The organism is Flavobacterium sp. CG_9.1, from assembly GCF_015751645.1.
Classification (GTDB): domain Bacteria; phylum Bacteroidota; class Bacteroidia; order Flavobacteriales; family Flavobacteriaceae; genus Flavobacterium; species Flavobacterium xanthum.
This window is the reverse complement of record NZ_JADOVC010000018.1, coordinates 65,985-88,002: the sequence shown is the minus strand read 5'-3', so window position 1 is coordinate 88,002 and position 22,018 is coordinate 65,985. Positions and strand designations below refer to the sequence as shown.

Sequence of the window (22,018 nt, the reverse complement as noted above, 5' to 3'; positions counted from 1 at the left end):
GCTTCTGATCTAAAGTCCATTTCTTGTATTTCATGTTTCAAATATATAAGTTTGAAATTTAAAATAACACTCCGAACTTATCGGGGGCTAAAATAATAGTAACCGGTTAACGATTGAGAAATTCTTTCTTCTGTAAAATTGTCGAATCGCGTAAGTGTGATTTGTTCGTAATTATTGATGTTCAAAATATCATGGGCTATCATACTAATTTCGAACTTAGACTTAGGAAAATTTAAACGTAATCGTGGACTGAGCATATAAATTTCATTAGATGAAGTTGCCGCAGTTATTTTTTTATACGAAAATGTACTGTTGAATGATATATTGGAGGCAATTTTATAACTAGTTTCGATAAACGGGTTTACTATTAAAATAGAATTACTAAAAAAATTATCTTGATAATTATCTCTTGATACTGCTACTCCAGTTTCAAATTGCAGACTTGTTTTTTTTAGCCGGGACACAAAGGAGAGGTATGCAGACGTTGATTCCGTTTTAAAAGTCTGACTAAGTCTGTCGTAAAATAAAATTTTACTACTCGATGAGTAGGAAACGCTTGCTCTAAGAGAAAAAGGTAAGAAAGAAAATGTTTTCTCTGAATAAAGCATAGATTGAAAACGGTTTTCAAAGGGAGCAACAGCATATTGGATATAATTTACCGTTGCATCTGCACTGGAGTTATTGGATATGATATTGGTTGCTTTATAATAGGAAAGATTAGAAATAATGGATAACTTTCTTTTGTTGTTGAAATAAAAATAATCTGCAGCTAATTGATTGTTTGGTGTAATCGTACTTAGTATTAAATTCTCATTTGAAAAAATAGTTCTGTAATCGCTGATAACATTGTTGGGGACTAAATTTTCAGCTTGTGTGAGGTTATTGTTTTGTGAAAATGATAATTTGATATAATGATTAGAATTAAAATCTGTCTTTAAACTTAATGTGGGCATAAATAACCACTCTGCTTTGTTTAAGTTGTCCATTTTAAATTGAAGCCTAGAATAAGACAAAGCAGATGAGAATGTTGTCTTTTCAAACAATTTAAATTTAGTTTGTAATCCAATAGTTTGAACTTTGTTTTCAATGTTTACATTGTTTTCAAATTGAGTAAACTGTTCTTCTGTAGTTTTATAGTCGTCCTTTCGTATTGAGGACTCCATAAAGATTGCATTAGTTGTTTTTTTTATGCTAAAGGTATAGTTAGCATTCAAATCAATATTGTTTTTATTTAGTTGACTATTTTGAAGAATTTTATAGGTAGAATTATTGAAGTTTAAATTTAAAAAAGGAGCATCGGATTCGATGTTTAACCTATTGGATTTCTTAATAATTTGCTGTTTTACAGAAATATTCAATCCAGTATTATTTTTATACAGTGTTGTGTAGTTTAATTGATGATTGATTGTGTAATCCGTAAGTTTGTTTTCGTTGTCTAATTGGTTTGTATTGTTGGCAATTTCGACAGTGTTTATTTTATTAACACCTGAAAAGTATCCTTTATAACTAATTAGCGATTTTTCATTGGGTTTGTAAGCTACATCCAAAGCGGAATTAGTAAACATTGTCTCTTCATTGATGAATCGACTGTCTTTGTTTGAAAAAACACCTGAGTTCGAAGCGTAGAATTGCGTATTAGATTGTTGTTCCACTTGATCTACACTGTTGAAAATGGAATAAAAATTTACTTGCGTTTTCTTAGTAGGAGAATATTTTAAATTTAAACCTGTAAAGTACGAGGATCGTTCTTTTACATTGTTTCCAATGGTTAAAAATCTCGGTAAATCATCATTTTTTGAAAAAGTAGTTTCACCAATCGTCCTTGCCTCGTTTTGATTGGTAAATTTGGTGTACTCTTCAATATTCATAGACAGCTCTCCGGTATTATTAGAATCGCTAATTAAGCTGAATAACGTTTTCTTGCTAAAATTAAATAATGTTGCATGTAATTTGTATCTATTCTCACCAGCAGCTGCGGATACGTTTCCTGTCAATTTGTTTTTAAATTGTTCTTTGATGTTGACGTTTAATGCAGTTATCCCTGATTTATCATTTTTTTTAATATTCTTAAATTCAGTATAGTTTTTTATTAACTCAATATTTTTTATCATTTCAGCAGTGATATTTTCAGTGGCAATTTTTTGTTGATTTATAAAAAACTCTTCTCCGTTAATTAAAAGTTTATCTACTTCTTTTCCATTAGCTTTTATCTTTCCTTGAGAGTCTATGTCTAAGCCGGGTAATTTTTTTATGACATCTTTCAGCGTTTCTTCGGTTCCATTTAGAAATTTTTCAATCCGGTATCTTAGTGTATCGCCAATTTCAGTCATTCCGGCAGCTTCGTTTTTAATGATCACATTTTCCAGATCAATTTTGTTTTCTTCGAGTATAATTTTACCTAAGTCTAACAAATTATTTGTTATTTCAATCTCCTTTGTGAACGACTTTAAACCCAGATAACTTATTTTTAGGATATACAAACCTTTCTTGTCTAACTCCAAGCGGAAATTTCCTGAAGTGTCAGAAAAGGAAAAAGCAATTATTTTATCATTTTTAGAATCTTTTATTTGTACGTTGACTTGGCTTATTGGTGTATTGGAACTGTCCAGGACTGAACCGGTCACGCTGTTTTGAGAAAATATAGGTACAGCAAACAATAAAAAAAAGCAGAGAAACTGCTTTTTAAGTGTAGAAATATCTTGATAAAAATGAGTCATTATTTAGTGCCTTGTCTCAAATAGTCACTGAAACTTAATTCAGGTGCACTATTGTTAGGTTCTTCAATTGCTGTGTTTTCTTTTTTGAAAACCAATTTGTCAAAAGTCAGAATCGAATTATCATCAATCTCAATTTGAATAATGAATCCGGGTAATCCGTTATAATGCATTGGTCCGTCGTTTATAAATATATCTTCAGTGTACCATGCAACGATGGATTGATTGGAATTGAATGCTGTATTTCTAGTGGTGGCTTTTTTACAAGTATATCCGTTAATAGTTTTGCTTTCATCGATTAATTTCCAGTTGAATGAAGGTAGTATTTCTTTCACATTGGTGTCTTTTTCATTTCGAGTGAAAAGAACTTTATATTTTTTTAAATCAAAATTTTTAAAGTATGTGATCGAAGAAGATCTATTAACCGTAGATGTAGTTTCGTATTTATTTCCATATTTTTCAATATAGATTGTATCAATCGAAGATTTTTCTATAGATATTAAGTTTTGAATTGATTTGTTTGCTGAATACACATATGAAAATGTCATTGGTTTTGCTGCTTTTTTAGACAATTCAGTTTCGTCTCCAATCCCTTTTATTGGTGTTTCAGTAAGAATACTTTTCAAAGTTTGGCTGTAGGATTGGTTGATTGAGGCGAGCATTAATAAAAATAAAAAACATTTGATCTTCATAACTGTTGTTGATTTTAAAAATTTGACAGGGATTTTTACCTGTCAAATGTAATTAGGTTATCTACACTTTTGTCGTTGCTACTTTGAAATCATACCATTTATAATCATTAGTAGTTGTAAAAGCAGTCTCATCACTAAAAGAATACTAAGTTGTTGTTTTGCTTGCTTTGTGGCAAAACCAAGCATCTTCTTCCTGATCAGTCGTCTAAACTACTTTTTTAAGTGAAGAAATATCTTGATAAAAACTAACCATTATTTAGCACTTTGTTTTGAATAGTCACTGAAACTTAATTCAGGAGCACTGTTGTTAGGCTCCGCAATTGCTGTGTTTTCTTTACTGAAAACCAATTTATCAAAAGTTAGTGTTGTGTTGTCATTTATCTCAATTTGAATAATGAAACCTGGTAAACCATGGTATTGGGCTGGCCCATCATTTACAGGTATCGCCTCTGTAAACCAAGCAACTATGGATTGATTGGAATTGTATGCGGTATTAGTTGTTGTAGCTTTTTTACACGCATAACCATTAATAGTCTTAGATTCATTTATTAATCTCCAATCAAATTTTGTTAATTTCTCAATTATGTTAACATCTTTTGCTTCTTGTGTTGCAACAACCTTATATTTTTTAGTTTCTAAATCTTTGTAGTAAGCTAGTGAAGTTGGTCTGCTAACGGATGACGTAGTTTCATATTTTTTTCCGTATTTTTCAATGTAAGTTGTGTCTATCGCCGACTTTTCTATAGAAATTAAGTTTTGAATCGATTTTTTTTCTGAGAACACATAAGAAAAAGTCATTGGTTTCGCTGCTTTTTTAGACAGATTAGTTTCGTCTCCAATTCCTTTTAATGGCGTTTCAGTAAGAATACCTTTTAGAGTTTGGCTATACGATTGATTTATAAGTACTGCTAAAAAAAATAGAATTACAAGTTTGATTTTCATGAGATGTGGTTTAATGAAATTTGACAGGGAATTTTCCCTGTCAAAATAAGAGATAGTTTTCTATTCTGCTGTTAATGCTGGAGATAAATCATACCAAGTACATTGATATGTTGTCGTAACTGTAGTTTCCTTAGTCATAAAGTTATAACTTGAAGATTCAGAGATTTTATGGCAAAACCAAACATCTTTTTCTTCTAAAGTGTTGGTTTTTGTTTTTTCTTCTTTCTCAAATTGTAAATTCACAATTGCGCTAGTAGTTTTTGTCTCATTATTAGCCATCGCTAATCCAGAAAAAGCAATTACCGCAATTGCTGTAAATAATAATTTTTTCATAGTATAAATTTTTAAAGTTATACAGGCTAAATAAAAAAAAAAAAAACGACTCTTGCAAGAAAAAACAGTAATATTTTTTTAATTATGTAAAGGTTATATATTTTATTGTCTTTTTGGTTTAAAACAAGTTTTACAAATAAACTAGAGTTAACTACTACGTTTTCGTAGCCCGGATAGCAGCGGCATCCTTCCTGTGGCTCCTTTAGCCACAGGAAGATACAGCGTCCCGAAGCGTCGGGACCGCGAAATAGCTCCTGAAAATTAGCAATATAAATCCTGATTAATTTAGGAACATTTATGCTTTAAAGTGATTTAAAATATTTATTTTTGCTTTTCGAAAATTATCCTTCGACTGCGCTCAGGAGGACAAAATATAAAAAAATATGAGAACGATACAATTTAGAGAGGCCATTTGTGAAGCGATGAGTGAAGAAATGCGTCACGATGAGTCCATATACTTAATGGGTGAAGAAGTTGCGGAATATAATGGTGCCTACAAAGCATCTAAAGGAATGCTTGCAGAATTTGGTGAGAAAAGAGTAATTGATACGCCTATTGCTGAGCTTGGTTTTACTGGTATTGCAGTAGGATCTGCCATGAATGGATGCAGACCAATTGTGGAATACATGACATTCAATTTTTGTTTAGTGGGGATTGACCAAATCATAAATAACGCTGCCAAAATGCGTCAGATGACTGGTGGACAATTTAATGTGCCTATCGTTTTTCGTGGACCAACAGCTTCAGCAGGACAATTAGGAGCAACACACTCACAAGCTTTGGAAAATTGGTTTGCCAATACTCCGGGTCTTAAAGTGGTAGTTCCCTCTACGGTTTACGATGCAAAAGGATTGTTGAAAGCGGCGATACGTGACAATGACCCTGTGATTTTCATGGAGTCAGAGCAAATGTATGGTGATAAAGGAGAAGTTCCAGATGGTGAATATGTAATTCCGCTAGGGGTTGCTGACATCAAAAGAGAAGGTACAGATGTAACCATTGTCTCTTTTGGAAAAATCATCAAGGAAGCACATATTGCTGCTGATGAATTAGCCAAAGAAGGAATTTCATGTGAAATTATCGATTTGAGAACGGTTCGTCCAATGGATTATGAAACGATTTTAACTTCGGTTAAAAAAACAAATAGATTAGTAGTTCTTGAGGAGGCTTGGCCTTTTGCAAGTGTTGCTTCTGAAATTACGTATATTGTTCAAGAACGTGCTTTTGATTTCTTGGATGCGCCAATTCAACGTATCACAACTGCGGATACTCCAGCGCCATATTCTCCAGTTTTATTGAAAGAATGGTTGCCAAATGCTGGTGACGTTGTTAAAGCGGTTAAAAAAGTAATGTATAAAAAATAATCGTTTTTGATACATTCGGTTTTAGATAAAATTTAACAATTGGAATGCTAAACCACGAATAATCAAATACTGTAATTAACTATATTTGAAACTTCATCAATTATCTTTGATGAAGTTTTTTTTTGAATGACTATGAAAAAGAATGTCTTGTTTCTCTTGGTTTTTTTGTTTGTTTCTGCAAGTGCTGTATTTGCACAAACAAAAGTTAGCGGTGTTGTGGTTGATAAGCAAAATCAGCCGATTCCTTTTGCTAATGTGGTTTTCAAAGGTTCCAGCGAAGGAATTGTGACTAATGAGGATGGTAGGTTCTATCTTGAATCCCAAAAATCGTATAGCACTTTGATAATTTCGTCGGTAGGATTTTCTGAAAAAGAAATAGCGTTAGACAAGGCAGTAAATTATAATTTTAAAATTCAATTAAGTGAAGCCGAAAGCTTAAACGAAGTTGTAGTTTTTGCGGGGAAAACGTCTAAAAAAGATAATCCAGCGCTAGACATTCTGAGAAAAATTTGGGAAAGAAAACGTAAAAATGGACTTTATTTGTACGATCAATACCAGATGGAAAAGTATGAAAAAATAGAATTTGATATGAATTCTATTGATAGCGCTTTTATGAAGAGCACTCTTTTTAAGGGGATGGAATTTATTTTCAACCAAATGGATACTTCAAGAATTACGGGTAAGACGTACCTGCCCATTTTTGTCAACGAATCCTTGAATGATGTTTTTGGAGATAACAAACTCAAGAAACTGAAAGAGAAAATAAAAGCCAGTAAAACATCTGGTTTTAACGGAAACCAGCAAATTCTGACTTTTGTAAAGGACTTGTATTCCAATTATGATATTTATAATAATTACTTGACTTTTTTTGATAAAAGTTTTACTAGTCCACTATCTAAAACCGGTATTGATGTTTATAATTACGTGTTGAAAGACAGCGCCTATATTGATAAAAAGTGGTGTTATAATATCGTATTTTATCCAAGACGCAAGAACGAACTGACTTTTAAAGGCGATTTCTGGGTTAACGATACCACTTATGCCATCAAGAAAATTAATATGGCCGTTACTAAGAGTGCCAATATTAACTGGGTGAAAGACATTTACCTTGAGCAAGAATTTGAAGTGGTTAGTGATTCGGTATTCCTACTAACAAAGGATTATTTAATGTCGGATTTTGCATTAAACAAAAAAGAAAAATCAAAAGGGGTTTACGGAAAACGAACCACCTATTACAGAAACCATCAGTTTAATAAAGAAAAACCGGTTGCTTTTTATAAAGAGGAGGTCAATTACATGGAGCCGGATGTCTATAATAAGTCAGAGGAGTACTGGGATGAAAATCGGTTTGAGAATTTGACTAAAGATGAATTGGGCGTGTATAAAATGCTCGATACGTTGCAAACGGTCAAGAAATTCAAACAAATTTATAGCACAGTGCAAGTTTTGGCAAGTGGCTTTTTACAGTTTGGAAATTTTGATTATGGACCTATTTTTTCCACATTTGGTTACAACGAAGTAGAAGGCGTTCGATTGCGAGCGGGAGGAAGAACCTATTTTGGAACCAATGATACTTGGCGTTTGCAAGGCTACACGGCGTATGGGTTTAAGGATGAAAAATTCAAATATGGATTTTCTGGGAAATGGATGGTCGATAAGAAAAAAAGAATCATTTTGTCCGGAGGCAATAGGCGTGATATTGAACAAATTGGCGCCAGTCTCACGACTACGTATGATATTCTAGGCAGAAGTTTTGCATCGTCATCCGTGTTTTCGTCTGGAAATAACGGAAAATTGACCAACATTAATTTGACCAATATAGCGGTGGAAATAGAGCCTGTGAAAAATTTAACTTTACAGACAGGAATTTCATACCGCACGCTCGCGTCTGCGTCGCCTACATTTAGTTTGGATTATTACACAGATATTGCAAATGCTGTAACAAAAAGCGATGTCAAACAATCAGAAGTGAACTTTCAAGTGGAATACACTCCTAAAAGAAAAACCATTGGATTTGCGGTAGAACGGGAGAATGTCGATAGTCCGTACAGTCGCTTTTTTGTCAATTATAGTCATGGTTTTAAAGGGTTATTGGATAGTGATTTCAAATATGATAAATTGCAATTATACTACAAACAGCCTATTATTATAGGGCCTTTAGGGCGCACGAATATTATTATGGAAGTGGGAAAAACTTTTGGAACCGTTCCCTTGGGATTAATGAGTGTTATTCCAGGAAATCAAACTTTTTTTACCTTGGAAAACACGTTCAGTAATCTTAATTTTTATGAATTCTTAGCGGATCAATATGCCACTTTGCAGTGGAATCATAACTTTAATGGGCGTCTTTTTTCCAGAATTCCATTTATGCGCAAACTCAATTGGAGGGAAATTGTATCGGTAAAAGGGGTTTATGGTACTATTTCGGATGAAAATAGAGCGATTAATGCTTCTGGTTTAGCTTATAACGCGCCGGAAAAAGTCTATTGGGAATACAGCGCCGGGATTGGTAATATCTTTAAGGTAATCCGTATCGATTTTGCGTGGCGAGGCAATTATCTCAACACACCGGATACGAATCGTTTTACGGTAAAAGGATCGTTTGGGTTTAATTTCTAGGAGCTATTCCTCCCTAAGCTCTGGTATACACGATTTCTTTTTAGAAAGCGAATAAAAATCGCATTCTAAAAAGGAGACCGTTCCGATCCGAGCTAAAAAAAGATGAAATTATGAAAGAAGCCATCAATTATCTTATAAGTAAAGACGCTATTTTCAAGTCTATTATCGACCAATATGGAATGCCTGTCATCCCGAGAAGGCCGCAAGGTTTTGAAACTTTAGTCTTATTGATCTTGGAGCAACAAGTGTCCATTGATTCCGCTAAGGCTACTTTTTTAAAGATCAAAGCCAGTCTAAAAGTAATAGAGCCAGAGATTTTGCTTCCTGTTTCGGAGGAGGAATATAGGAATTTTGGCGTAAGCCGTCAAAAAACGTCTTATATCAAAGCTTTGGCGACAGCCATATTAAATAAAGAAGTTGATTTAGAAAGTTTACTCAATAAGACAGCTCAGCAAGTACGTGAAGAACTCATTAAAATCAAGGGAATAGGAAACTGGACTATCGATATTTACTTGATGTTTTGTCTGGAAGCCCCAGATTTATTGCCATTGGGTGATATTGCGGTCGTAAATACCATAAAGGAATTGCTGCATATTCATGATAAAGAGGCAATGGAAATTCATACTTTAAAATGGAGTCCGCATCGTTCCGTGGCTACCTATCTTTTATGGCATCATTATTTGAATAAAAGAAATAGAACGGTAGTGTACTAAAGTACTCATTGTTAAAATTTAATGCAGAGATAACAGCAATTTTTTATTGTAAAAAGAGATAGTTTCCCTACTTTTGCACCCATAAATATAGAAAAGAAAAAACTAAAATGACTGCAGACAAATTAATAACTTTCGATGTCCTAATCGAAATACCAAGAGGAAGTAGAAATAAATACGAGTATGATTTCGAAATAAAAAGAATGCGTTTTGACCGAATGTTATTCTCCTCGATGATGTATCCAGCTGATTATGGATTTATTCCTGAAACATTAGCCTTAGATGGAGATCCATTGGATGTGTTGGTGTTGGTTAACGAACCTACTTTTCCTGGATGTGTAATGGAAGTGAAACCAATTGGAGTTTTTCACATGGCCGATGATAAAGGACCAGATGAAAAAGTAATCTGTGTGCCGGTTTCAGATCCAATTTGGAACTCATTAAATGATTTGTCAGACATGAATCCCCATTTATTAAAAGAAATTGAGCACTTTTTCCAAGTGTACAAAGACCTTGAAAACAAAAAAGTTGATGTAGGTGGTTGGGGAGATGTAAACGAGGCATATGCTATCATTAAGGAGTGTACGGAGCGTTTTAATCAAATTGAAAACAAACCAGAAGGATTGTTTAGTATTAGATAAATAATTGGCATAATTTTTATAAATAAAGCAATATTCCGTTAGGAGTATTGCTTTTTTGTTTAAATTCGTTTGGTTACACTATAACTATTAACTAAAAACCAAACCAAAATTATGAATACAATTATGATTTATTTGCCAATCGCCATGGCATTCATTGGACTGGCATTCATGTTTACAAAGCGAGCATGGGTTTTGAAACAAAATCCAGGGGATGGTAAAATGAAAGAGATTTCAGATTATATTTATGAAGGCGCTTTGGCCTTCCTGAAAGCAGAATATCGTTTATTAACTTTCTTTGTAATTGGTGCCAGTGCCGTATTGGCAGCAATCTCGTTTATTGTTCCTACGACACATATATTGATAGTTGTTGCTTTCGTTTTTGGAGCATTTTTCTCGGCTTTAGCTGGAAATATGGGGATGAAAATTGCAACCAAAACTAATGTTAGAACGACTCAAGCCGCTCGCACTAGTCTACCACAAGCTTTAAAGGTTTCTTTTGGTGGTGGAACGGTGATGGGATTAGGTGTTGCAGGATTAGCCGTTTTAGGATTAACCACTTTCTTTATATTCTTCTTTCACTTTTTTATGAACGGCGTTTGGACTTCGACCGAAGACATGACTATTGTTCTGGAAACATTAGCTGGATTTTCTCTTGGAGCAGAATCGATCGCTTTGTTTGCTCGTGTTGGAGGCGGAATTTACACTAAAGCTGCCGATGTTGGAGCTGATTTAGTAGGTAAAGTTGAAGCAGGAATTCCAGAGGATGATCCTCGTAATCCAGCCACAATTGCGGATAACGTAGGAGATAATGTAGGCGATGTGGCCGGAATGGGCGCCGATTTATTTGGTTCGTATGTTGCGACCGTATTGGCTGCTATGGTTCTAGGGAATTATGTGATCAAAGACATGGGTGGAAATATTCAAGATGCCTTCGGCGGAATAGGACCTATTTTATTGCCTATGGCCATTGCTGGTTTTGGAATTTTATTTTCTATTATCGGGACCATGTTGGTAAAAATTACGGATGAAAATGCAAAAGAAGCACAAGTTCAAAAAGCGTTGAATATAGGAAACTGGGTTTCTATTTTATTGACCGCTGTTGCTTGTTTCTTTTTAGTGCAATACATGTTACCAGAAACCATGAAAATGGATTTCTTTGGCGAAGGAACTAAAGAAATTTCGTCGATGCGTGTGTTTTATGCTACCATTGTTGGATTAGTAGTAGGTGCAGTTATTTCATCAGTAACCGAATATTATACTGGTTTGGGTACAAAACCTGTTATGGCGATTGTGCAAAAATCAAGTACGGGCGCAGGAACTAACGTAATTGCAGGTTTAGCAACGGGAATGATTTCGACTTTTCCTACTGTTTTGTTATTTGCTGCTGCAATTTGGACTTCCTATGCTTTCGCAGGATTCTATGGTGTGGCTTTGGCGGCTTCAGCAATGATGGCAACAACAGCGATGCAACTTGCAATTGATGCTTTTGGACCTATATCAGACAACGCGGGTGGAATTGCGGAAATGAGTGAATTGCCAAAAGAAGTGCGTATGAGAACAGATATTTTAGATTCTGTAGGCAACACAACGGCAGCCACTGGGAAAGGATTTGCAATTGCTTCGGCTGCATTGACTTCACTGGCTTTGTTTGCGGCGTATGTAACGTTTACAGGAATTGACGGAATCAATATTTTTAAAGCACCCGTTTTAGCAATGTTATTTGTGGGCGGAATGATACCCGTAGTTTTTTCTGCTTTGGCCATGAATTCTGTTGGAAAAGCAGCCATGGATATGGTGTATGAAGTACGCCGCCAGTTCAGAGAAATTCCTGGAATTATGGAAGGAACAGGGAAGCCAGAATACGCCAAATGTGTGGACATTTCGACTAAAGCCGCCTTACGCGAAATGATGCTGCCTGGGGTTTTGACTATAGGTTTTCCAATTGCAATTGTTTTGCTTGGAAAATTAGTTTATGGAGATAATAATCAATTAATTGCCGAAATGCTTGGAGGGTATATGGCTGGAGTAACTGTTTCAGGTGTGCTTTGGGCTGTATTTCAAAACAATGCTGGTGGTGCTTGGGACAATGCTAAAAAATCATTTGAAGCAGGAGTGTTAATCAATGGTGAAATGACCTATAAAGGTTCTGATGCACACAAGGCAGCAGTTACCGGAGATACTGTAGGAGATCCGTTCAAAGATACGTCTGGTCCATCCATGAATATTTTGATTAAGTTGACTTGTTTAATAGGCTTGGTAATTGCTCCAATATTAGGAAATGGAAGTCATACTATTTCTGATAAAGCGGCTTGCTGCGCTTCGACTGAAATGTGCACGTCTATGTCTAAAGAAGAATGTATGGCCAATGGTTGTGTCAGTAAAACGTGTAAATTTATGAATGCAGCAGCAATGCCAAATCATATGATGTCTAAAGAAGTTGCTATCGAAAAAACGAATGTTGATGGAAAAGTAAAAGCTACAATCAAAACAACCATAAACGGGAAAGAAGATATTCAAAGTTTTGAAGGAACTGACGAAGAAGTTCAGGCTAAGATTGATTCTTTGAAATAATATAAAGTCTTGTACATAATAAATGCCTCGCAAATTTTGCGAGGCATTTATTGTTTGAAATTAAAAAATTATTGTTCTAATGCATATTCTCTGATTAAAGTAGAAGCTGGAATATGAAGTGTTTCTGTTAAAACTCTAATTTGTTTAATTGTTAAAGCTCTTTTACGTTTGAAAATTTCAGTAACTCTAGAACGACTGTTTAAAATCACCCCTAAATCAGCATCTGTAAGTCCGTTTTGCTCCATCATGAACTTTATTGCTTCAATAGGATCTGGCTCAGGAATAGGATAATGTATTTGTTCATATTTTTCTATAAGGGTAACTAGAATATCTAATTCATCACCCTCATTCGTGTTTGGTTTAGCATCAAAAAGAATGTTTATTCTCTCTAGAGCTAAATCATAATCTTTTTCTGTTTTTATAGGATTTATTTCCATTTTATAAGTTTTTAATATCTTTCAAATTGTCATATTCAAGATGAGTTCCAATAAACAAAATATAGACAATTTGTGTTACATAATTAATTTTTACGATTAATCGATAATGGTTGCCACAAATATTAAATACGACTTTATTATTTCCAATAAAATCAGCTGAACCAAAAATTGATTTTATAGTATTCGAATTCTCAAAAACTTTCTTATCAAATACCTGATACCAAGCTAATAATTGTTGTTTTGAGTTTGGATATTGCTCCCAAAAATTTTGTAAGGTTCTTTTTGCGATTATTCTCATACGTTATTTTCTACGTCAAAGATAGTTAAAAATTCCCTATTTGGGAAAAGTAATTTTTACCTTTTGATTTATACTTATTGAGATGCGAAACGAATGTAGATTTTTGGAAAACCTCATAAACAATAATGCCCCGCAATTGCGAGGCATTATTGTTTGTATGTATTTTTATTCCGTTATTGCTCCCTCTCCTTCGGAGAGGGTTGGGGAGACGATTTTAAAACAACCCATTCAACTCAGCATCAATGCGATTAAAAATGGTTCCTAAATCTTCTGGATTGTCCACAAAATTGATGTTGTCCACATCGATAATTAATAATTTTCCTTTATCGTAGGTTTGAATCCAGCCTTCATAGCGTTCGTTCAAGCGACTCAAATAGTCAATAGAAATCGAGTTTTCGTATTCGCGACCGCGTTTGTGAATTTGCCCTACTAGATTAGGAATGGAACTTCTTAAATAGATCAATAAGTCCGGTGCTTTAACCGTTGATTCCATTAATTCAAAAAGAGAAGAGTAATTCTGAAAATCGCGATTGGTCATCAAGCCCATTGCATATAAGTTTGGTGCGAAAATATGCGCATCTTCATAAATGGTTCGGTCTTGTATGATCTTTTTACCGCTTTCTCGAATTTGCATGACCTGACGGAACCGACTATTCAAGAAATAAATTTGTAAATTAAAGGACCAGCGCTCCATTTGATGGTAAAAATCATCTAAATAAGGATTGTCTACTACATCTTCATAATGCGGTTCCCACTTAAAATGTTTCGCTAATAAACGTGTCAAAGTTGTTTTTCCAGAACCTATATTTCCTGCTATTGCTATGTGCATTATGGTATTGTGATTTTATAATTTGTAATTCCTGTTGCTGTAAAAATAGATAAAATTTGGTCCTTGTAATAGAATTTTTTAAACGTTTTTTCTGAAATTTCAATTTGAGTTTTGGTTTCTTTTTCTAAATCATGTAAAATCAAAACGGAGTTCTTAGAATACATAAATTGATTTTGATTAATAATGGAAATGGAATCAAAATCAGGAACCTTCCCATTACTGGTTATTTTTCCAAAAATATCACTCATGTACCAGTTGTTTTTAATATCAATCCAATGAAATACATTGAAGTCAGAAACATAATTCTTGATGCTTTCTGTAAAAGGTACCGAAATGGTTTTATAAGTAGCACTTAAATAATCATAAAGTCCCAGCTGCTGATTCATACTGTTGTATACCCAAAGCTGATTTTGAGAGGCTATTCCAATGGCCGTTGCTACGATTGGAATTAGATTTTCTGAAAAATTAATTTTTTGGGTTTCATTCAATTGATTGTCTAAAGTGACAACGGTGTTGAAATTTTCATAAAACAATACAATTTTAAGCGGATTTTGTAGGTCAACTTTAGTGATTTTGCCTAATGAAACATTTTTATATTCTAAAGTTTCTCTTTTATTTATCTTAGAAAAAACATTGTTATTAATGGTGTAATAAAAACCAAAAGAATCGTATCCTAAAAAGGCATCTCCATTAAAACGAATAGAGTCCATTCTTACAACCGTTGGATTTTGTGTTTGACCAAAAACCACTGAAAAAGAAGCGATAAAAAGTAAAAGTACTAATTTCTTCATAAAAGCGAAATTACGATTAAACCAAATATAATTAGGAGAGTCTTATTGTTATTTAACATAATACTTGTAACAAAAATAGCATTTTTCAGTCTTATTTATCAAAATCCAATAGTTATGTATAAAGTAATTTTCACATTAGTATTAGCAGTCGCATCATTCATGGGACTTCATGCTCAGGAATTTCAAGGAATGGCGGTTTATGAATCGAAAACGAGTACTTCCGATTTTAAAACTCGAATGGAGGGGAACAAAAATATGACTCCAGATATGCAAAAAATGATTGAAGAAAGAATGAAGAAAATGTTTGAAAAAACGTTTATTCTTAATTTTAATAAATCGGCATCAATTTACAAAGAAGAAGAAAAACTTGACGCTACCGCACAAGCTGGTGGTGGAATGCGAATGATGAGTTCGATGACTGGCGGTGGCGGAACCTATTACAAAAACGTAAAAGAGAAATCCTATACTATTGATAAAGAGTTTATGGGAAAAGAGTTTCTTATAAAGGATTCATTACCCAATTTACAATGGAAGATGGAAGGGGAGACCAGAGTGATTGGTGGTTACACGTGTTACAAAGCAACGGCTGTAAAAGCGCCAAGTGCAACTGACTTTAGAAACTTTAGACCTAAAAGAGAAGAGGCCAAGAAAGAGGAAGACAAAAAAGAATCAGACAAGCCTGCTGCTGAGAAGAAAACTAATTTCCTAGATGCTGTAGAATTGCCAAAAGAAATTACGATTACGGCATGGTATACACCAGAAATCCCCGTAAATCAAGGTCCAGAAGGATATTGGGGATTGCCGGGATTGATTTTGGAAGTGAATGATGGTAAAACAATTATTTTGTGTTCTAAAGTCGTTTTAAATCCCAAAGAAAAAGGAGAAATAAAACCTTCAACTAAAGGTAAAGTAATTTCTCAAAAAGAATATGACGAAGCTGTAGTAAAAAAAATGGAAGAGTTTAGGGAAATGAACCAAGCACGTGGTGGAAATGGCGGTATGCAAATTCGTTTTGGAGGGTAACCTTATTTTAACAAATTAATTTACAGCCTTGACCACGAACATTAATAATTTGAATGTTGGGATCAAGGCTTAATTTTTTTCTCAACTTTGTAATAAAAACATCCATACTTCTACCAGTAAAAAAATCATCATTTCCCCAAATTTTATTTAAAATTAAAGAACGGTTAACTATTTTGTTTTTATTTTCAGATAGTAAGTCTAATAGGACAGCTTCGCGATGGGTTAATGAGATTATTGCTTCAGAACAATGTAAGGTTTGTTTAGTAAGATTAAAAACATAGTTGCCAATTAGAATGTTTTCGTCGTTTTTAAGATTAATTTTTCTTCCAAGAAGAGAGTGGATTCTAACAATTAGTTCTTCCATGCTAAAAGGTTTTTTTAGGTAGTCATTGCCACCAAAATTAAATCCATCAACTACATCTTGAGTTTGTGATTTAGCAGTGAGAAAAACTATGGGAATCTTATTATCTAATTTTCGAATATCTTTCGCTACTGAAAATCCATCTTTCTTTGGCATCATGACATCCAAAACTACTAGCTCTATTTTTTCATTTTTAAAAGCATCAAAAGCTTCTTCGCCGTCTTTACAGAGAATAACCTCAAAATTTCTAGTTTCTAAACTTTCCTTAATGATTTGTGCTAAGGCTGGTTCGTCTTCGGCTAGTATTATTCTTATTTTTTTAGACATTCGCTAGTGTGATTTTAAAAATGTTTTTTGAATTCACGATTAGCTCAAGTGTTCCTTGATGTTTTTCTATAATTTTTTGCGAATAATATAAGCCTATGCCAAAGCCTTTCACATCATGGATATTCCCTTTTGGAATTCTATAAAACTTTTCGAAAATCTTTTCACGTTGATTTCTATCAATCTCAATTCCATTGTCTTGTACTGTTATTTCTATCTTTTTTTGGTCTAATTTTAATCTAACTTCAATTTGATTTCCGCCATATTTTAGAGCGTTATCAATTAGATTTGAAATTGCATTTTCAAAATGAAATGCATCCACATTCATTATTAGTTCCTTATAATTCGAACGAAAAGAGATGGTTTTGGTAGAGGTATTCAATAGGTGTTTCTCAATATTAGTTTCCAATAATTGAACTATATTCAGCGGTTCTTTGTTTATGGTAAGCTTGTCAGATTCTAACGAGGCAGTTTCCAAAAGTTTCTCAACCATATTTGCTAACTTTTCTAATTGGTGGTTTGCTATGTCTAAGTAACGATTAGTTTTTTTGGGATCATTATTGGAATTAAAATTCTTGATTCCATCTATCGCTGAAGAAATAGTGGTAATAGGCGTTTTGAACTCGTGGGTAATATTGCTAATTAAATCGTTTTTGATTTCATCAATCTTTTTTTGACGGTTTATAATTTTCAATAGATAAAATAAACATCCAATAATAGAAAGCGATAACAGTAACGAAAGAATTATTTCAATCATGCTTCTTTTTACAAGTAGTTCTATAGGTTCAGAAAATGAAATTTTCAATTTTTCATTAACAGGAAGATTAGCTGATTTTGAGAAAGTAGAAAGTGGTAATTCAGCCGATTTGATTGATGTGTCTTTTTCAAATTTATCAAAAAGAGTATCTCTTTTAAAATGTTCTATAGTATAATTAACAATAATTTTTTTTCGAGAAAGTTCGTTATCTAAAGCTTTATTTAATTTCTTAAAAGAAATAGAGTCTTTAACCATAGAGATTACAATTCTACTTCTAGAACCTCTTATTTTTAAGAGGCTATCTGTTGCACTTTTTCCTCGTAATACCACTACAGAGGAATTCCTCTTGGATATAGGTTTAACAGTAGCAATTATTTTTTTATTGTTTTCTTTCTGGTTTTTAATGATTTTCGAATCCGATTTTATAGAATTAATTGTTTCTGAACGAGAACTTATTTTGGATTTTACTGAATCAAATTTTGAAATTTTAAGCTGCTCTTTTTTTGCTTTATAGTTTTTAAAAACCGTGTCAAGTTTTAAGTCATCCATAAATTGCTCATCAGAAACGGAATCATCTCGGTTTACAAAACCGATATAATTTTCTTTTGATTCTTCGATATAATAAAATTCACTACTATTGTCAAAAGCAATTTGTACATCATTAATCAATCTTTGCTTATTTTCCTTGTAGTTTTTAATATTCCAATATACCTGTAAGCCGATGGTTGCCAAAATGGTAATGCTTATAAAAATAATAATTGAGGTATAGTTTTTCACTTTCATTTTTCAAATATAAGAACTAAATGGTTTTAAATGGAGCCGTTAACAATCGTTAACTTTGATTAACTATTATTGTGGTTATTTAGAACTTAATTTGTCAAATATCTTAAAAACTATAAAATGAAAAATGTATTAAAGTTGATTTATTTGACTGTAATTTTTAACACTGTCAATTTGACTATTGCTCAGGATTTTAGTGGTAAAGCGATTTATCAATCTAAAATTAAATTAGAGAGAAATGACGGTGAGATCAAGTCGTCTGGCAATGTTGAGTTTGATGAGCTATTTCAAAATGAATTGGAAAAAGTTTCACGAAAAACTTATTCGTTAACTTTTAATAAAATGGAATCTGTATTTGAAGAAGAACAAAAGCTTGAGCCAATAAGGAAAAGTGACAGCGGAATGACTATTTCTATTTCACGTGGAGGGAAAAAATACATGGATAGGAAGGTGAAAAAACAAATTTTTGAAGAGGAGATTTTTGAAAAAGAATATCTTATTACGGATGAATTAAAAAATTGGGATTGGCAGTTAAAAAAAGAAACTAAAAAAATTGGGGAATACTTTTGCTATAAGGCTGTGACTATAATTAAGATTTCTACTGCTCAAAAAGAAGAGTATCAGGATTATTTAAAGAATAAATTTAATCTGAGAACAAATTTATTTCCAATGAACGAGCCCAAAGATAAAATTGTTAGTGCTTGGTATACATTAGAAATCCCGGTTAATCATGGGCCAGGTAAATATTCAGGCCTGCCAGGTTTAATTTTGGAATTAAATGATGGAGAAGTTACTTTTCTATGTAATAAAGTGGTTTTAAATAGTGAGGCTAAAGTGAAAATTAAAGCTCCACATACAGGAAAAGTTTTAACTCAAAAAGAATTCGACAAAGAACAAAAAATTAAAATGGATAGCATGAAAGATAAGAATGGCAATATCATTTATAGAACCTTCACAAATTAGTCGTTTTGTAACAAATTAAACCTTTTCATGACTAATGTGTCATACTCAAAAACCAACTCAGTGAAAAAGCTATACCTTTTTTTATTTTTCTGTATTACCTCAATTACTTACGCACAAAACATTCGTTTAGAAGGTGTAATCCAAGATATAGGTAAATCGCCTTTAGAAATGGCTAATGTTATGGCGGTCAATCAAGCTACCAAAGCTATGGATGGCTATGCCATTACTACGGATAAAGGGAAGTATGTTTTGAACTTAAAGCCCAATACTGCTTATGTGATTAAGTTGAGTTACCTTGGAATGCAAAATAAAGAAGTCACTGTGACAACGCGATCAGAAAACATGGTGCAAAATATTACGATGGAATCTGGCGGGATTGAATTAGATGGCGTCGAAATTGTGCGCGAAATGCCCGTTTCTATAAAAGGCGATACCATTGTTTATAATGCCGATTCATTTAAAACAGGTGAAGAGCGAAAGCTAGAAGATGTTTTTAAGAAATTGCCTGGATTTGAAGTAATGGCGGATGGTCAAGTACAAGTAGAGGGTAAAAAAGTGGCTAAACTATTTGTTAACGGAAAGCCATTTATGGAGGGAGATACCAAATTAGGCTCAAAAAATATACCTTCGGATGCTGTAGATAAAATTCAAGTGATGCGCAATTTCAATGAGGTGTCTCAAATGAAAGGCCTTGAGAACAATAACGATGATATTGCGCTAAATATAAAACTTAAAAAAGGAAAAGATAAATTTTGGTTTGGTGATGTAAGCGGTGGTTTAGCGAATGACAAAGGCTATATTTTTAATCCAAAATTATTTTATTATTCCCCAAAGACGAGTATCAACTCCATTGTAAATTTGAATACTATTGGAGAAGTCTCCTTAACTTCTGCTGATTTTTTCAGGATAACCGGTGGTGCTAGGAATACAATTGGTAGAAGTGGAACTACATTGAACTTAAATCGAAATTTCTTTGGACTTTCTGGTGGCGATAATGTTGCCAAGGCCAGCGATAAATTTGGTGCTTTAAATTTGAATCATTCCGTTTCTAAAAAATGGACTTTATCTGGTTTTGCGGCCTATTCTGCTACATTTAATCAGTCTATTACAAATTCTGAAAGAGGTATTTTTGAACCTAATACCACAAATATAGCGACCTTAGAAAATAGAAAAAATAAAACGGATTCTAAAAACAATGCATTTATTGCCAAATTCGGGTCTAAGTACAAAGCAAATGATAACTTTCAATTGGATTATGATGCGTTCTTTAGAAAAAATGATCAACAGGATGTGGATAATAGCCAAACGGATTTTAGTTCGATGAACAATGGTTCAATGGTGTCAAATTCTAATACGGTTATTGCTTTTCAGAAACAAGCTCCGGTATCATTCAATCAGAGTCTTAATTTATTCTACACGCAAAATCCAAAAAGTACTTGGGTGCTCGAGATGCAGCATCAATATGAGGATGAAGATCCTTTTTATAATCCGCAGCTATCTGTTAATCCCTATCAAAATAGTACCTCGCAAGATCCGAATGATCCAAGTGCTGTTTTTGTAAATGAAAACACTTTAAATATAGAACAGTCAAGGTTTGTTAAAACCAATAAATTAGATGCTAAAGTCGATTATTACTATCAAATTTCAAACAAAAGTATACTGAATCTAACGGCAGGAAATACAAATGCTTTCCAAACCTATAATTCAAGTATTTTACAAATTTTAGAAGACAATTCTGTTAATCCTGTAGAACAAGCTGCCTATAACAATGATGTTCGCTATACTTTTAATGATGTGTTTTTAGGGGTACATTATAAATTTATTGTGGGTAAGTTTACTTTTAATCCAGGTTTTTCAATTCATCAATACAACACAAACAATCAGCAGTTTGCTAATCCGTTTCAATTGAATTTTACTCGTTTTTTACCGGATATGTTTGCGCGTTGGGACTTGAAAAAATCTGAAAATGTAACGTATAATTTTACTGTAAGAAACGGATTCAATGATGTAAACTCGTTAGTGGAAGGTAATATTTTTACTAATTTCAACAGCATTGCAAGAGGTAATGCACAACTGGAAAATTCTCTTGTTACTTCGCATAGATTGAATTATTCCAAATATAATTTATACAACTTCACGACAATTTTTGGTAATATTGCGTATACGACTACAAAAAATCCAGTGGTAAATGGGATTTCATTCCAAAGTATTTATTCTACGTCAGACCGTTTAAATTTAGATGCAGAAAATGAAAGTGTAAACGGAAATTTATTTTACTCCAAAAGTTTTCAAAAGTATTACAAAGCAACAGCTGGTATTAATGCCAGTTGGAACAAAAATTTTGTTTTAAACCGAAGCGTAGTTAATGGCAATACACAGGAATTCATTCAAGGAATTGAAAATGTAACTCATGGCTATAACATTGCTTTGGCAACACAATTTAAGAAATATCCCAACATTGATTTAGGGTACCGAATTAATTTTTCAGAGCAAGCCTCTACTCGTTTCACAACGCAAACGCCAAGTGTTAAGCTAAATTATTATTTCTTAAACGGGTTGAATATCAATTGGGATTATTCGTTTAATCGCTTTAAAAATGAAAGTACTGGAGTGGCCAATAATTTTAAAATTATGACGGCGAGTCTAAATTATATCAAAAAAGACTCAAAATTTGAATACAGAATTCAGGCTAATAATCTTCTCGATACAAGATCAAGATTGAATAATACGTTTAGCGTGAATGGTTTCAATGCCAATGAAAACATTATTTTGCCCCGATTCGTAACGTTTATTTTAAAGTATAATATTTAATAAAACAGAAAGGGGATTTTGACTGAACAAAATCCCCTTTTTTATTTAAGACAGTATT

General features: G+C 33.2%; 18 protein-coding genes. 8 read left to right on the top strand and 10 right to left on the bottom strand.

The genetic code is table 11. The features are described from left to right. Nucleotides 1-77 precede the first annotated feature (77 nt). The 4 genes from IWX83_RS11015 to IWX83_RS11000 all read right to left on the bottom strand — a co-directional run bounded on the left by IWX83_RS11015 (nucleotide 78) and on the right by IWX83_RS11000 (nucleotide 4,681). Nucleotides 78-2,717, bottom strand: coding sequence for a carboxypeptidase-like regulatory domain-containing protein (locus IWX83_RS11015; protein ID WP_196829689.1), 2,640 nt, complete (start codon nucleotides 2,715-2,717; stop codon nucleotides 78-80). Continuing rightward, entirely contained in the window at nucleotides 2,717-3,406 is a 690-nt protein-coding gene (locus IWX83_RS11010) for a GLPGLI family protein (protein WP_196829687.1), read from the bottom strand. The genes IWX83_RS11015 and IWX83_RS11010 overlap by 1 nt, the downstream gene beginning before the upstream one ends. Before the next feature lie 252 nt (nucleotides 3,407-3,658). Then, complete coding sequence (locus tag IWX83_RS11005; protein ID WP_066082992.1) at nucleotides 3,659-4,348, bottom strand: GLPGLI family protein; 690 nt, start codon at nucleotides 4,346-4,348, stop codon at nucleotides 3,659-3,661. Between the two features lie 60 nt (nucleotides 4,349-4,408). After that, nucleotides 4,409-4,681, bottom strand: a complete 273-nt coding sequence (locus IWX83_RS11000; RefSeq protein ID WP_196829685.1) for a hypothetical protein — start codon at nucleotides 4,679-4,681, stop codon at nucleotides 4,409-4,411. Nucleotides 4,682-5,064: 383 nt separating this feature from the next. Here IWX83_RS11000 and IWX83_RS10995 point away from each other — a divergent pair, with 383 nt between their 5' ends. The 5 genes from IWX83_RS10995 (at nucleotide 5,065) to IWX83_RS10975 (ending at nucleotide 12,586) form a co-directional block, all read left to right on the top strand. Next, on the top strand, nucleotides 5,065-6,045 hold the full coding sequence (locus IWX83_RS10995) for a pyruvate dehydrogenase complex E1 component subunit beta (RefSeq protein ID WP_066082989.1): 981 nt from the start codon (nucleotides 5,065-5,067) through the stop codon (nucleotides 6,043-6,045). 132 nt (nucleotides 6,046-6,177) lie between these two features. Then, nucleotides 6,178-8,664, top strand: a complete 2,487-nt coding sequence (locus IWX83_RS10990) for a DUF5686 and carboxypeptidase-like regulatory domain-containing protein (RefSeq protein WP_196829683.1) — start codon at nucleotides 6,178-6,180, stop codon at nucleotides 8,662-8,664. Between the two features lie 110 nt (nucleotides 8,665-8,774). Next, nucleotides 8,775-9,377, top strand: a complete 603-nt coding sequence (locus IWX83_RS10985) for a DNA-3-methyladenine glycosylase (RefSeq protein ID WP_196829681.1) — start codon at nucleotides 8,775-8,777, stop codon at nucleotides 9,375-9,377. 107 nt (nucleotides 9,378-9,484) lie between these two features. Then, the gene (locus IWX83_RS10980) at nucleotides 9,485-10,015 is read left to right on the top strand and encodes an inorganic diphosphatase (RefSeq protein WP_066082986.1); all 531 of its coding nucleotides are present in this window, start codon (nucleotides 9,485-9,487) and stop codon (nucleotides 10,013-10,015) included. Between the two features lie 111 nt (nucleotides 10,016-10,126). Next, entirely contained in the window at nucleotides 10,127-12,586 is a 2,460-nt protein-coding gene (locus IWX83_RS10975; protein ID WP_196829679.1) for a sodium-translocating pyrophosphatase, read from the top strand. A gap of 68 nt (nucleotides 12,587-12,654) precedes the next feature. Here the strand turns inward: IWX83_RS10975 and IWX83_RS10970 are convergent, their stop codons facing one another. The 4 genes from IWX83_RS10970 to IWX83_RS10955 form a co-directional block, all read right to left on the bottom strand. After that, nucleotides 12,655-13,023 (bottom strand): type II toxin-antitoxin system HigA family antitoxin, encoded by a 369-nt coding sequence (locus IWX83_RS10970; RefSeq protein WP_196829677.1) that lies wholly within the window; start codon nucleotides 13,021-13,023, stop codon nucleotides 12,655-12,657. Nucleotide 13,024: 1 nt separating this feature from the next. Then, the gene (locus IWX83_RS10965; protein ID WP_196829675.1) at nucleotides 13,025-13,321 is read right to left on the bottom strand and encodes a type II toxin-antitoxin system HigB family toxin; all 297 of its coding nucleotides are present in this window, start codon (nucleotides 13,319-13,321) and stop codon (nucleotides 13,025-13,027) included. 214 nt (nucleotides 13,322-13,535) lie between these two features. Next, on the bottom strand, nucleotides 13,536-14,150 hold the full coding sequence (locus IWX83_RS10960) for a deoxynucleoside kinase (RefSeq protein WP_091204248.1): 615 nt from the start codon (nucleotides 14,148-14,150) through the stop codon (nucleotides 13,536-13,538). Next, complete coding sequence (locus tag IWX83_RS10955; RefSeq protein WP_196829673.1) at nucleotides 14,150-14,941, bottom strand: hypothetical protein; 792 nt, start codon at nucleotides 14,939-14,941, stop codon at nucleotides 14,150-14,152. The genes IWX83_RS10960 and IWX83_RS10955 overlap by 1 nt, the downstream gene beginning before the upstream one ends. Before the next feature lie 114 nt (nucleotides 14,942-15,055). Between IWX83_RS10955 and IWX83_RS10950 the strand changes: the two genes are divergently transcribed. Next, on the top strand, nucleotides 15,056-15,964 hold the full coding sequence (locus IWX83_RS10950) for a GLPGLI family protein (protein ID WP_196829671.1): 909 nt from the start codon (nucleotides 15,056-15,058) through the stop codon (nucleotides 15,962-15,964). Between the two features lie 7 nt (nucleotides 15,965-15,971). Here the strand turns inward: IWX83_RS10950 and IWX83_RS10945 are convergent, their stop codons facing one another. Together IWX83_RS10945 and IWX83_RS10940 are read right to left on the bottom strand one after the other, a co-directional pair. Next, nucleotides 15,972-16,652 carry a response regulator transcription factor gene (locus IWX83_RS10945; protein WP_073355734.1) on the bottom strand — a complete coding sequence of 227 codons (681 nt, stop codon included), beginning with the start codon at nucleotides 16,650-16,652 and terminating at the stop codon, nucleotides 15,972-15,974. Beyond that, nucleotides 16,645-18,189, bottom strand: a complete 1,545-nt coding sequence (locus IWX83_RS10940) for a sensor histidine kinase KdpD (RefSeq protein WP_196829669.1) — start codon at nucleotides 18,187-18,189, stop codon at nucleotides 16,645-16,647. The genes IWX83_RS10945 and IWX83_RS10940 overlap by 8 nt, the downstream gene beginning before the upstream one ends. A 117-nt stretch (nucleotides 18,190-18,306) precedes the next feature. On the opposite strand from IWX83_RS10940, the gene IWX83_RS10935 reads away from it, so the two are divergent. After that, on the top strand, nucleotides 18,307-19,149 hold the full coding sequence (locus IWX83_RS10935; protein WP_196829667.1) for a GLPGLI family protein: 843 nt from the start codon (nucleotides 18,307-18,309) through the stop codon (nucleotides 19,147-19,149). Nucleotides 19,150-19,209: 60 nt separating this feature from the next. Next, the gene (locus IWX83_RS10930) at nucleotides 19,210-21,960 is read left to right on the top strand and encodes a carboxypeptidase-like regulatory domain-containing protein (RefSeq protein ID WP_196829665.1); all 2,751 of its coding nucleotides are present in this window, start codon (nucleotides 19,210-19,212) and stop codon (nucleotides 21,958-21,960) included. Nucleotides 21,961-22,018 lie beyond the last annotated feature (58 nt).

Coding starts and splice junctions, on each gene's coding strand:
- IWX83_RS10940 (WP_196829669.1), bottom strand. CDS start 18,189: ATGAAAGTGAAAAACTATACCTCAATTATTATTTTTATAAGCATTACC.
- IWX83_RS10975 (WP_196829679.1), top strand. CDS start 10,127: ATGAATACAATTATGATTTATTTGCCAATCGCCATGGCATTCATTGGA.
- IWX83_RS10995 (WP_066082989.1), top strand. CDS start 5,065: ATGAGAACGATACAATTTAGAGAGGCCATTTGTGAAGCGATGAGTGAA.
- IWX83_RS10980 (WP_066082986.1), top strand. CDS start 9,485: ATGACTGCAGACAAATTAATAACTTTCGATGTCCTAATCGAAATACCA.
- IWX83_RS10955 (WP_196829673.1), bottom strand. CDS start 14,941: ATGAAGAAATTAGTACTTTTACTTTTTATCGCTTCTTTTTCAGTGGTT.
- IWX83_RS10970 (WP_196829677.1), bottom strand. CDS start 13,023: ATGGAAATAAATCCTATAAAAACAGAAAAAGATTATGATTTAGCTCTA.
- IWX83_RS11005 (WP_066082992.1), bottom strand. CDS start 4,348: ATGAAAATCAAACTTGTAATTCTATTTTTTTTAGCAGTACTTATAAAT.
- IWX83_RS10935 (WP_196829667.1), top strand. CDS start 18,307: ATGAAAAATGTATTAAAGTTGATTTATTTGACTGTAATTTTTAACACT.
- IWX83_RS11015 (WP_196829689.1), bottom strand. CDS start 2,717: ATGACTCATTTTTATCAAGATATTTCTACACTTAAAAAGCAGTTTCTC.
- IWX83_RS10985 (WP_196829681.1), top strand. CDS start 8,775: ATGAAAGAAGCCATCAATTATCTTATAAGTAAAGACGCTATTTTCAAG.
- IWX83_RS10960 (WP_091204248.1), bottom strand. CDS start 14,150: ATGCACATAGCAATAGCAGGAAATATAGGTTCTGGAAAAACAACTTTG.
- IWX83_RS11000 (WP_196829685.1), bottom strand. CDS start 4,681: ATGAAAAAATTATTATTTACAGCAATTGCGGTAATTGCTTTTTCTGGA.
- IWX83_RS10965 (WP_196829675.1), bottom strand. CDS start 13,321: ATGAGAATAATCGCAAAAAGAACCTTACAAAATTTTTGGGAGCAATAT.
- IWX83_RS10990 (WP_196829683.1), top strand. CDS start 6,178: ATGAAAAAGAATGTCTTGTTTCTCTTGGTTTTTTTGTTTGTTTCTGCA.
- IWX83_RS10950 (WP_196829671.1), top strand. CDS start 15,056: ATGTATAAAGTAATTTTCACATTAGTATTAGCAGTCGCATCATTCATG.
- IWX83_RS11010 (WP_196829687.1), bottom strand. CDS start 3,406: ATGAAGATCAAATGTTTTTTATTTTTATTAATGCTCGCCTCAATCAAC.
- IWX83_RS10945 (WP_073355734.1), bottom strand. CDS start 16,652: ATGTCTAAAAAAATAAGAATAATACTAGCCGAAGACGAACCAGCCTTA.